This window comes from Streptosporangium sp. NPDC001681, assembly GCF_040298085.1.
In the GTDB taxonomy this organism is placed as follows: domain Bacteria; phylum Actinomycetota; class Actinomycetes; order Streptosporangiales; family Streptosporangiaceae; genus Streptosporangium.
The window spans coordinates 1-10,971 of sequence record NZ_JBEOZN010000210.1 but is presented as its reverse complement, the minus strand read 5'-3'; the positions used below and the strand labels follow the sequence as shown (position 1 = coordinate 10,971).

Below are 10,971 nucleotides of genomic sequence, written 5' to 3'. Positions count from 1 at the left end.
CTGGAATGCGTCACCGCCTGGCCCTCGACGGTCCTGGTGGTCAAGGCGACCGGGCGCGGCACCTACGCCCGCACCCGCACCGACCGCTACGGCTTTCCCCGGCTGCGGCTACCCCGGACCAAGCACGTCAAGGGGTTCGCCACCGGCGATCTGGTCCGCGCGACCATCCCGACCGGCAAGAAGGCCGGAGTCCACACCGGGCGGGTCGCGGTCCGCACCACCGGCAACTTCAACATCACCACCCGACACAGCACCGTACAGGGCATCGGCCACCGCCACATCCGCCTGCTCCAACGAGCCGACGGCTACGGCTACACCACCCACCCAGAAACGCGGCGCGGTGCCGCGTTTCCTCCCCCGCCTGAAGAAGGGGGTCTCCACACTGGAGGTATCCGATGAAGACCGTCGTGCTCGATGACGACCCCACCGGCACCCAGTCGGCCAGTGGGGTCCGGGTGCTGCTGCGCTGGGACGCCGCCCGTCTCACCGAGACGTTGCGCGCGGTGGACTCGGTCTACCTGCAGACGAACTCGCGGGCGATCGACGAGGCCGCGGCGGTGGCACTGTGCCGGCGGATCCGCGGCGAGGTCGACGCGGCCTCGGCCGAGCTGGGCACCGAGATCCAGGTCGTGCTGCGCGGGGACTCGACGCTGCGCGGACACGTCTTCGCCGAGACGGACGTGTTCACCACCGACGACAGCCCGATCCTCTTCCTGCCGGCCTTCCCCGACGGGGGCCGGACCACGGTCGGCGGGGTGCACCATGTCCTGGTCGGCGGGGTGCCGACCCCCGCCCACCTGACGGAGTACGCCAACGACCCGGTCTTCTCCTTCCGGCACGGCGACCTGGTCGGGTACGTGCGGGAGATCGGTGCCAGGGAGGCGTTCCCGGTGCCGCTCGAGGAGGTCCGCTCCTCCCGGGGCGAGGCCGTGGCCGCGGCCCTGCTCGCCGCACCCGGCCGCACCGTGGTGGCGCCGGACGCCGAGACCGACGAGGACGTCGATCTGGTCCACCGGGGCCTGCTGGCGGCGCGGGAGCGGGGCCTGCCCGTGGTCGTCCGTTCCGCGGCGCCGCTGGCCGCCCGGTGCGCCGGCGCGGTCAGCCGGGGTCTGCTGCCGCGGCCGCTGAACGGCGGTCGCGGCCCCGTCCTGGTGGTCTGCGGTTCGCACACCTCGGGGGCGACCGCTCAGCTCGCGGAACTGGAGCGGCGCCGTGGCGTCACCGCGCTGACGATCAGCACCGAGGCGGCGCTGCGGAACGGCACGGCGGCCGGTCACGCCATCGTCGCGGACGCGAGGAGGGCGCTGACCGGGGAGGGCATCGCGGTGATCGGCTCGGAGCGGGTGCGCCACGAAGGCCACAACACCCTCGCGCACGGTGAGGCGGTGATGACCGCACTCATGACGGCGGTCCGCGAGCTGTCGGACACCGCCCGCGTGGTGGTCTCCAAGGGGGGCATCACCTCGGCCGAGGTGACGGCCACCGGACTGCGGGCCGCCGCCGCCACCGTGCGGGGCCAGGTGCTGCCGGGAGTGTCCGTCTGGGACCTGGACACCGACGCGGCCGCCGCGACCTGCGTGGTCGTGCCGGGCAACGTGGGCGGCCCGGACGTCCTGGTGGAGGCCGTCGAGGCGATATAGACGGCCCGCGATCACCACCCCGCCAGGGGGAGCGCCGAGCCGTTCATCGGGCCTTCGGGGCTGTAGACCACGCACATCACGTCGCGGTCGCCGTCGGCCCAGGTCTCCCGGGTCGGCATGACCGGGTAGAAATCCAGTCTCGAGGCCGACTCACCGCTCCAGTTGCTGTCGAACCCTCGCCGGCAGCTCTCCCGGGCGAACGTGGTCAGCGCGGCCGGATCCCATTCACCGTCGGGGGCGTGCACGAAGCCGTACGACTGGTTGGCCGCCTGCTCCTTGCAGGGTGTGTAGAGCACGACGACCTCGGCCGCCTCCGGGGAGTAGGCCGGGTCGGTGAAACACTCCCCCGCCTCGATGTGCAGGAGCCCGCCGGTCTCCGCGGTGATGAAGGTCTCGTCCTTGACCGTCGGCCCCGCCGGGCCCGTCGTCCCCGACGTGGACGGCGGCAGGAAGAGCGCGCCGAGCAGCACGAAGCCGGGAAGCAGCGTCCAGCGGCGGGCGGACCGCCGGTCACCGGCCTGCCGGGGGCCCGTCATCAAATACCTCCCGTTCGGCGGCCTCGGCCTCGGTCCGGGAGGAGGAACCCTCAGCGAAACCGCGTGCCATGTGGCGCAGGTCGCGAAGCAGGCGTACGTGTTCCCTTTCCACCCGAGCCCGCTCGCACGATGTTAGGCGCGCGCCACCGAACGCGAGGGCAACGGAAGATGTCGGGCGCACGGCCTTCCGGCGACATCAATGGTGCGATTGGGGCCAGAGATACCAGAGATGAGGTGTTCATCCGGGCGTAATGCCCTATATGGGCTTTTGTCCTTCTTTTCTGGATCAATACCGACGTCCACCGCACTCCCTCGGTGGAATGTGATCCCTCCTTGGAGAAGAGTTCATGATGGGCAAAGCCCAACTGCCCCGATCCGCCGGATCCCGGCGTACCAGGCTGACGGCGGTGAGCGCGGGCGTGCTGATCGCCAGCGGCCTCGCGTTCAGCCCGGTGGCGTTCGGCGCGGCCGCGCCGCCGAAGTACCCCGCCGCCGATATCCACAAGCCCTCCCCCATGCCCGACCGGGTCATCCTCACCCCGACCACCACGCCGTCGGCCAGCCAGAAGGTCACCTGGCGGGCCGTGACCGACGCCGGGTCCGCGCAGGCCGAGATCCTCGAGGCCCCGCGCGCGCTCGGCGGGGTCGTACCGCCCGCGGGCGCGGTCACCAACGTCAAGGCGATCAGCACCACCCCGGTCAACACCACGCTGGGGTACGCCTCCATCTACCACACCGTCGAGTTCACCGGCCTGAAGCCGAACACCCGCTACAGCTACCGGGTCGGCGACGGCACCAACTGGGCGGAGTGGAGCGACTTCACCACCGCGGCGGCCGACCTCCAGCCGTTCTCGTTCATCTACTACGGCGACGCGCAGAACTACATCGACTCCGCGGTGCCGCGCGTCTTCCGCCAGGCGTTCGCCGAGCGCCCGCAGGCCAAGATGATCGTCAACGCCGGTGACCTCATCGACTCCGCGAACAGCGAGGAGCAGTGGGGTCAGTGGTACAAGGCCGCGGGTTTCATCGACAGCCAGGTCAACAACCTCTCGATCCCCGGCAACCACGAGTACAGCGGCGGCCTGTCCACCTTCTGGCGCCCGCAGTTCCCCTATCCGGACAACGGACCGGGTAACCCGGAGCTGAAGCAGACCGCCTACACCGTCGACTACCAGGGCGTGCGCTTCATCGGCCTGGACTCCAACGTGCAGAGCAACACCACCCTGATGGCCGCGCAGACCACCTGGCTGGAGGGGCTGCTCAAGGACAACCCGAACAAGTGGACCGTGGTGACCTTCCACCACCCCGTCTACTCCACCACCGGCACCCGCAACAACCCCGCCGTACGCGGCCAGTGGGGCCCGCTGTTCGAGAAGTACGGCGTGGACCTGGTCCTCCAGGGCCACGACCACTCCTACGGCCGCGGCAACGTGGCGACCGCCCGCAAGTCGGTCACGGTCAACAACGGTGTCGCCTACGTCGTGTCCGTCTCCGGCGGCAAGATGTACGCCCTCAACAACGGCGAGAACTGGACCGGAAACGGCGCCGAGGTCGTCAGCAAGAGCCAGAACACCCAGCTCTACCAGCTGATCGACATCGAGGCCGACAAGATCACGTTCGAGGCCCGGTACGCCAACGGCGAGCACCACGACGGCTTCGTCGTCCGGAAGAACAACAAGGGCGAGCGCACCGTCAACGAGGTCCGTACCGCGGAGAACACCGTCGGTGAGCAGGTCACCGTCGACAAGACCGCCGTCGAGCACCGCGGCGAGCTCACGATCTCCGCGTACGGCTACGACCCGGCCGAGCGGGTGTCCGTCTTCGTGAAGAAGGCGGGCGACGGCAACCCTGGAAAGGGGAACGACAACATCTCGATCGGCACGCAGGAGGCCGATGAGCTGGGCCGTCTGACCTACACCTTCAGGGTGCCGAGCAACCTGAAGAAGGGCGAGACCTACGTGGTCTACCTGGACAGCGCCAACCAGAAGATCACCAGCCCGGCCATCACGGTCGACGAGAAGTAAACCCGCCAGGGGACGGGGCCGCCGTCACGGCGGCCCCGTCCTCCGGACGTGCCGGAGCCTTGTCGGACAGGAAACGCATTGAAAATCCATGCCCGTACGCTGGCGGGCGCGCTGCTCGTCGGCGCCCTGGCCGGCTGGGCCACCCCAGCCGCCGCCCACCCCTTCGGACCGCCGTCCACCGCACGGATCGGGGTCGACGGCTCGCACGTGACCATCTCGTGGCTCCCGGCCGAGGACGACTGGGTCGCGCTCGGCCAGTCGCTCGGCGCGTTCGAGGACCCGTCCACCGGCACCGTCTCGACGGAGCTGACCGGTGAGCAGAAGCTGGAGCGCTCAACGGCCCTCCGTGACTACCTGCTGGAGAGGATCACGGTCGCCCAGGCCGGCCGGCCGTGCGAGAGCCGGCTGGAGGAACTCCGGGCGCTGCTCGTCGACGGCGCCCGGTTCGTCTTCGACTGCCAGAGCCCGGTGACCGAGGTGGAGGTGACGGTCGCCGCCCTGACCGATCTCAACACGGCCTACCGGACGATGCTCATCGCGGACACGCCCGCCACCCCCAAGCAGACGCTCTTCACCGAGGCGGTCAGCACCCAGCGTCTGCGCTTCTCCGGCACGGCGGGGAACGGCATGTCCTGGCAGACGACGAGCGTCGCCGTCGGCGCCGCCGTGCTGCTGGCCGGCTCGGGCGCGTTCGTCATGCTGCGCACCCGGCGCAGGGTGAGTACGACGGGTACGCGATCATGACGGAGCTCAGCGGCTTCGAGAGCCGGTTCATCTCGCTCTTCGACAACAGGGGCGTCTTCTGGGCGGTCCTCGCCGTCGCCCTCGTCGCCGGAGCGATGCACGCGGTCGCCCCCGGCCACGGCAAGAGCGTCACCGCGGCCTACCTGGTCGGTACCCGGGGCAACTACCGCGACGCGCTGCGCCTGGGAGTCATCGTCGCGTTGATGCACACCTTCTCGGTGCTGGTGCTGGCGTTCGCCTGGGTGGGACTCAGCAGCGCCGCGAGTTTCGGCACGGAGAGTGTCACCGCCTGGATGCAGGTGCTGGCCGGACTGGTCACCATCTGCGTCGGCATCCACCTGACCTACCGCCACCTCCGAGGACGCCGGCGCCAGGCGCAGCATGGACATGGACATGGACATGGACATGGACATGGACATGGCCACGGGCATGGGCATGGGCACGGCCACGGGCACGGGCATCAGGTCGAGGACGGGCCGGATCCCTGGTCGCGCCGGGGCCTCGTCGCACTCGCCCTCTCCGGCGGCCTGCTGCCCTCCCCGTCGGCGTTCGTCGTCCTGATGAGCGGGCTGCTCACCGGCCGGGCCTTCGACGCCGTCGCGCTCGTCGCCGCCTTCGGCGTGGGGATGGCCCTCACCCTGACCGGCGTGGGCGTCGTGACGATCCGGGGCTACACCCTGCTGGCCCACGGAACCCACAGGTGGTCACGGGCCTCCGCGGTGATGGCCTGGGCCCCGGCCGCCGCCGGCCTCGCGGTCTCCTCCGCCGGCGGCCTCTACCTCGTCGCGGCGGTAGGCACCTTGACCGGCTGACCTCCGGCCGGGGAGCCTCATCCGGCCCCTCAGCCGGCGTCCTCGATGGGTGTGCACGGCTTCACGGACGTGCCCGCCTGGGCCAGCCAGGCGCCGAGTCGCCAGGGCACGCGTGCGTCATGGTTGTCGCGGAACTCCAGCACAAGCGTCTCGTCCGGCTCGATGTACTTCGGGGAGATCCGGAACTCCCGTATGGAGATCGGCCGGGTGACCTTGGGCGAACGCAACTCGTTCATGAGCGAACGCAACTCGTCCGGTCCGGTGACGGGCGGCCCGCCGTAGGCCGGGTCCACGCTGGCGAATCGACCGTCCGTGCACCGCGTGCCCGGGGCCAGGAACGTCACGTCGGCCTTGATGCCGGCCGCGCCCAGATCGGCCTGCAGCCCCGTGGGGTCGCGCAGTTCGTTGACGGTCACCGTGATCGTGCCGTCGGGGCTCTTGGTCACCGCGTACGCGGAGGTCCCGGTTCCGATGATCAGCGGTGTGATGGTGGCCGCCGCCGCGACACCGGCCGCGACCAGCAGCCGGGGGGCGGTGACGACGCGCCGCCGGGTGTGCATCCCGTTCAGCAGCCGCCGCCTCGCTCCGGCGAGATCCTCTGGGGTGGCCGGCGGAACGGTCTCCCACATGGTTTTCAGTGCGTCCATCGTCATTCTCCTTGTTCCAGGGTTCGGCGGATCTGGGTACGGGCCCGATTGAGTCGCGAAGCGACGGTGCCCAGCGGGATGGCGAGCGCATCGGCGACCTCCTGGTAGCTCAGTTCGGCCCAGGCGACGAGCAGCAGCACGTCGCGATCGGCCCGTTTGAGCCCCAGCAGGGCCCGCGCCAGCGGTCGGTTGACGGCCAGGGTGTTGATCCCGTCCTCGACCTGCGTGCCTGGTATCTCCGCCGGGTGCACGCCGCTGCGGATGTACGCGCGGTAGAGGCTCGTCTCGGTACGCCGCCGCTTGCCGATCACGTTGGAGGCGATGCCGTACAGCCACGGGCGGGCGTCGGGGCGGCCCCTGTCGTAATCGCCCCGACGTTGGAAGGCGGCCAGAAAGGTGTCGGCCACGACGTCCTCCGCCTCGCCGGGTCCCAGGCGCCTGGTCACGTAGCGGTGCAGGAGCGGCGCATGCCGGTCGAACAGGACGGCGAAGACCTCCGGCTCGTTCAGCGACCTCTCGATGAGGGTCGCGTCATCGGCCTCGATGACTTCGCGGGTGATTGTCATGCATGTCGGCCTTTCTTGGCGTATGCGGTCACCTGTACTTACCGCGCCAGGCCGAAATGCTTCACCCGAAGACCATCACGCCATTGACGACCCGGCCTGTCGCCCCGCGTGACCGCGCCCTACGCCCAGTCCGCGCACGCTCATCGGCGGCATGCCGCCCCGGCCGTACTTCCCTGAGTCACCGGAGGTGTTCGATCGCACCGGCCTGCCGCCGGCGCCTACCGGGGTGGAAGCAGCGAACGGACGGCCTCCTCGGTTCGGGCGACGACGGCCGGCCCGTCATCAGCGGTGATGATGGGGCGCTGGATGAGGATCGGGCGGTCGGCGAGCGCCCGGATCCAGCGGTCACGGCTCTCGGGGGTACGGGGCCAGTCGGCCAGGCCTAGCTCGGTGGCCGCGCTCTCACCCGTCCGGGTGATGTCCCAGGGTTCGAGGCCGAGCCTGGTCAGCACTTCGCGAAGCTCCCGCTCGTCGGGCGGGTCCTCCAGGTAGCGGCGGACCGTGTACTCGGCCTTCTCCGCATCCAGGACGGACAGCGCGGAGCGGCACTTGGAACAGTCGGGGTTGATCCAGATTTCCATACGTCTTCCTTTGCGCTCGGACAGCGGGCGAAAAGAGGAACCCATCGCGGAAAACGTAGTGGAGCGATACCTCGGACCGGGTACGCGGGTGTGAGGCTTTCTCTGGCTGCGACCTCCGCCGCAGCATGGCCTGACGACCACCATCGAAGTACTCGCCGCCCAGAACGCGGACAAGCACGAGTGACCTGCCCGGACCTGGAACGCGACGTGTGACAGGCATGTACGAGACCCGTCTGACCTCGCGGATCGTCTCCGGGAGGCAACCGGCCGCCAGGAGGGAATGTCCAGGCGGCCGGGAGGGGACCTCTCAGCCGAGGTCGAACTCGCTGGCCTTCACGCCGTTGACGAAGGCGTCCCACTCGGCGGGGGTGAAGAAGAGCTTCGGGCCGTCGGGGTCCTTGGAATCGCGTACGGCGATCAGGGCAGCGTGCTCGGCCTTGTGATCAGGGCCGTCGGCGATGTCCTTGAGTTCCGCGACCTCAACGCAGTTTCCGCCGTTGTCCCCGGAAAAACTTGATTTGAACCACTTGGCGCTACTCAGGTCCATCTTTCCGCTACCGCCTTCTGAATGAGATCGATAGACATACTCAGTGGCAACGCTTCGCTCCGAAGAGCCTCGAAACGCTCCACGGCTACGGCGACGTCTTCCTGGTCATTCGTGGTGAGACCTCGTACGGCCGTCTCCGCATACAGTATGTCGTTTCCTCCATCCAGCGTGGCGATTGCGAACCCACCCATCAAGCCCGAGTGCATTCCGTGCGGAACCACCTGAATGCTCAGCCGGTGGGTTATCGCCGACACGAGATGCTCCAGCTGATCCCGCATCACCTTGGGACCACCGATCGGACGGTAGAGAACCGCCTCGTTGATCACGCATCGGAATGTCGGCGGCTGAGGGTCTTCGCGAACGAGGATGGCCTGGCGATCCAGGCGGGCCTCCACAGCCGCCTCATCATCGCGCAGCAGCACGCGAGCATAGCCCTCCGTTTGGAGCAGGCCCGGGAACACCAGGGGTTCGTAAGCACGCAGCGCGATTGCCTCCTGCTCCTTGTCTCGCCATTTTCCGAACCACGAAGGAATCTGCTGCCCCTTCCTCCAGTCAAGGAGGCGGCGGAGGGCGCCGCCAGTGTTGAGGGCCGTGTCGCAGGCGTCGGCGAATTCCGGGCTGGCCGGGAGCAGGCCGGTCTCGACGCCGCTGATCAGGGACTCGCTGAAGTGGATTATCTCGGCCAGCTGCCCCTGGGTGAGGCCCGCCGCCTTCCGGTAGTGCTTCAACTCCCTGCCCCATATCGCCTGAGGCGTGTAGAGGTTGACCACGATGCCCTCCTCGCCGGAGTTCAACGACAACAACGCGAACCCCAACCATCGAATCTGGTAACCATTCGACTACCAAGCGTAGCCATTCCTCGGCATGCTGGCCATACGAATTCAGAGAACAAGAAGAGATTCCCAAGACGCACGAGGAGCCGACCGAGTATCACCACTCATCAGCCCCTCGCTATTCGTGCTGGGGATAATTGGGTATCGCACGAGGCCAAAGCGGAATCCGGCCCCACGGAAAACTTCGGCACCGCGCATGACAAAAAGCGCGACGAGAGTTCAGGACCGCCCATCCAGCGGGTCCGCTCCGAACCCGTCCTCGCCGCGTCCTCAGGTGCTCGCACAGCACGTCACCAGGCCGGTCACGCGGGCTCGATAGCCAACCGATAAGGCATGGATGTTGGGCGGTCCTACTTTTCGGACATGAGCACTCCGATCTTTGCGCTTTGCGATGAGTACGTCACCCGCTGGGCGGCCCTCGACCCGATCGCGGCAGGTGCCGAGGGCATCGTGTCCGACTTCGTCGCCGCCACCGACCACAGCCCCGCCGGAAGCGCCGCCCGGGCCGAGCTGATCCGTACGACCCTCAAGCGTCTCGACGAGCTGGTCCCGACCGGGGAGTCGGACGTCCGGGCGGCCGCCCACCTGCGGGAGCGGCTGGAGGCCGAGCTCGGCTGGCACGACATGGGTGAGCCGCTCCGCTGGGTGGCGGCGCCGTACGGGCTGCCCTACCGGGTGCGCTCCAGCGTCGTCCTCCTCCCGCACGGCAACGACGACGAGTGGCGCGACGTCGCCGCCCGCCTGGCGGCGATCCCCACGATGCTCGCCGGATGGCGGGAGAGCCTGGAGGTCGGCCTGGCCTCGGGCCTGCGGGGCGCTCGCAGGCAGGCACTGGCCATGGCCGACCAGGCCGACCAGTTCGCCGGCGCGGGCGGGACTCCCCCGGCGCACGACGCCTTCGTCGCCACCTACGGCGAGGGTCCGGTCAAGGAGGAGCTGCTCAGCGCGGCGGCGGCGGCCCACGCCGCGTACGCCGACGCCGGGCGCTACCTGCGCGAGGAGTACGCTCCGAGGGCGGACGAGGCCGACGCGGTGGGACCCGAGCGCTACGCGGTCGCGGCCAGGATCAGCCTGGGCTCCGACATCGACCTGCGCGAGGCGTACGAGTGGGGCTGGGCCGAGCTGGAGCGCATCGGGACCGAGATGGCCGCCGAGGTCGAGCGGATCAAGCCGGGCGCGACCATCGAGGAGGCCACCGAGATCCTCAACGAGACCCAGGCCGTCGACTCCCTGGAGGAGTACCAGGCGTGGCTGCAGGAACGCCACGACTGGGCTATCGAGCAGCTGAACGGCACCCACTTCGACATCCCCGAGCCGCTGCGGCGGATCGTGGCCGAGGTCGACGTGAGCTCCACCTCCGGCGCGGCCTCCTACAACTCGCCCAGCGAGGACCTGTCGCGGCCCGGCCGCACGCTGTGGCCGGTCGGCGGGCGGACGCGCTTCGCCACCTGGAGCGAGCTGACCACGATCTTCCACGAGGGCGTTCCCGGCCATCACCTGCAGTTCGGCGCGATGCGGATGGCCGGGGACGGCCTGTCCAGGTTCGCCAAGGTCTCCTGGGTGGACGGCCACGGTGAGGGCTGGGGCCTGTACGCCGAGCGGCTGGCCGACGAGCTGGGCTGGTTCACCGACCCCGGTACCCGGCTGGGCATGCTCAACTGGTCGGCGCTGCGTGCCGCCCGGGTGGTCATCGACCTGGGCGTCCACCTGGACCTGCCGCTCCCCGACGGCTCGAAGTGGACCTTCGAGAAGGCCTGCGAGGTGCTGCGCGACCGGGGCCGTTGCGAGCCGCACCGGGTCGAGGCCGAGGTGGTGCGCTACTTCGGCTGGCCCGCCCAGGCCATCGCCTACAAGCTGGGCGAGCGGGCCTGGGTGCAGGCCCGTGAGGAGGCCAGGCTGCGCCAGGGCGACGCCTTCGACCTGCGTGCCTGGCACACCGCCGCACTGGAGCTCGGACCGGTCGGCCTGTCCAGCCTGGCCGACGCCCTGCGCCGGATCGGCTGATCTTCGGCCGCTCACCTCAGGTGATGTCGCCGACGGC

Annotated in this window: 11 protein-coding genes and 1 pseudogene; 6 read left to right on the top strand and 6 right to left on the bottom strand. The window is 69.4% G+C overall.

What is annotated here, in order from left to right; genetic code table 11:
* Both ABT130_RS45470 and ABT130_RS45465 read left to right on the top strand, forming a co-directional pair.
* Positions 1-399 (top strand): annotated as a pseudogene (locus ABT130_RS45470) (hypothetical protein); the annotation flags it as partial.
* Positions 396-1,640, top strand: a complete 1,245-nt coding sequence (locus ABT130_RS45465) for a four-carbon acid sugar kinase family protein (protein WP_350966173.1) — start codon at positions 396-398, stop codon at positions 1,638-1,640. The pseudogene ABT130_RS45470 and the gene ABT130_RS45465, both read left to right, overlap by 4 nt.
* A gap of 11 nt (positions 1,641-1,651) precedes the next feature.
* Here ABT130_RS45465 and ABT130_RS45460 read toward each other — a convergent pair whose 3' ends face one another.
* Positions 1,652-2,176 carry a hypothetical protein gene (locus ABT130_RS45460; protein WP_350919838.1) on the bottom strand — a complete coding sequence of 175 codons (525 nt, stop codon included), beginning with the start codon at positions 2,174-2,176 and terminating at the stop codon, positions 1,652-1,654.
* A gap of 347 nt (positions 2,177-2,523) precedes the next feature.
* Between ABT130_RS45460 and ABT130_RS45455 the strand changes: the two genes are divergently transcribed.
* The 3 genes from ABT130_RS45455 (at position 2,524) to ABT130_RS45445 (ending at position 5,756) form a co-directional block, all read left to right on the top strand.
* Entirely contained in the window at positions 2,524-4,200 is a 1,677-nt protein-coding gene (locus tag ABT130_RS45455) for a purple acid phosphatase family protein (RefSeq protein WP_350966172.1), read from the top strand.
* Between the two features lie 78 nt (positions 4,201-4,278).
* Positions 4,279-4,944, top strand: coding sequence for a hypothetical protein (locus tag ABT130_RS45450; protein ID WP_350966171.1), 666 nt, complete (start codon positions 4,279-4,281; stop codon positions 4,942-4,944).
* The gene (locus ABT130_RS45445; RefSeq protein ID WP_350966170.1) at positions 4,941-5,756 is read left to right on the top strand and encodes a nickel/cobalt transporter; all 816 of its coding nucleotides are present in this window, start codon (positions 4,941-4,943) and stop codon (positions 5,754-5,756) included. The genes ABT130_RS45450 and ABT130_RS45445 overlap by 4 nt, the downstream gene beginning before the upstream one ends.
* A gap of 29 nt (positions 5,757-5,785) precedes the next feature.
* On the opposite strand, the gene ABT130_RS45440 is transcribed toward ABT130_RS45445, so the two are convergent.
* The 5 genes from ABT130_RS45440 to ABT130_RS45420 all read right to left on the bottom strand — a co-directional run bounded on the left by ABT130_RS45440 (position 5,786) and on the right by ABT130_RS45420 (position 8,912).
* Positions 5,786-6,403 carry a hypothetical protein gene (locus ABT130_RS45440; RefSeq protein WP_350919850.1) on the bottom strand — a complete coding sequence of 206 codons (618 nt, stop codon included), beginning with the start codon at positions 6,401-6,403 and terminating at the stop codon, positions 5,786-5,788.
* Positions 6,404-6,405: 2 nt separating this feature from the next.
* On the bottom strand, positions 6,406-6,969 hold the full coding sequence (locus ABT130_RS45435) for an RNA polymerase sigma factor (RefSeq protein WP_350919853.1): 564 nt from the start codon (positions 6,967-6,969) through the stop codon (positions 6,406-6,408).
* Between the two features lie 218 nt (positions 6,970-7,187).
* Positions 7,188-7,550, bottom strand: coding sequence for an ArsC/Spx/MgsR family protein (locus ABT130_RS45430; RefSeq protein WP_030908576.1), 363 nt, complete (start codon positions 7,548-7,550; stop codon positions 7,188-7,190).
* Positions 7,551-7,857: 307 nt separating this feature from the next.
* Entirely contained in the window at positions 7,858-8,097 is a 240-nt protein-coding gene (locus tag ABT130_RS45425; RefSeq protein ID WP_350919859.1) for a DUF397 domain-containing protein, read from the bottom strand.
* Positions 8,088-8,912, bottom strand: a complete 825-nt coding sequence (locus ABT130_RS45420) for a helix-turn-helix domain-containing protein (RefSeq protein ID WP_350966169.1) — start codon at positions 8,910-8,912, stop codon at positions 8,088-8,090. Before ABT130_RS45420 ends, ABT130_RS45425 begins: the two co-directional genes overlap by 10 nt.
* 381 nt (positions 8,913-9,293) lie before the next feature.
* On the opposite strand from ABT130_RS45420, the gene ABT130_RS45415 reads away from it, so the two are divergent.
* Positions 9,294-10,934 carry a DUF885 domain-containing protein gene (locus tag ABT130_RS45415; protein WP_350919871.1) on the top strand — a complete coding sequence of 547 codons (1,641 nt, stop codon included), beginning with the start codon at positions 9,294-9,296 and terminating at the stop codon, positions 10,932-10,934.
* The last annotated feature ends 37 nt before the right edge of the window (positions 10,935-10,971 follow it).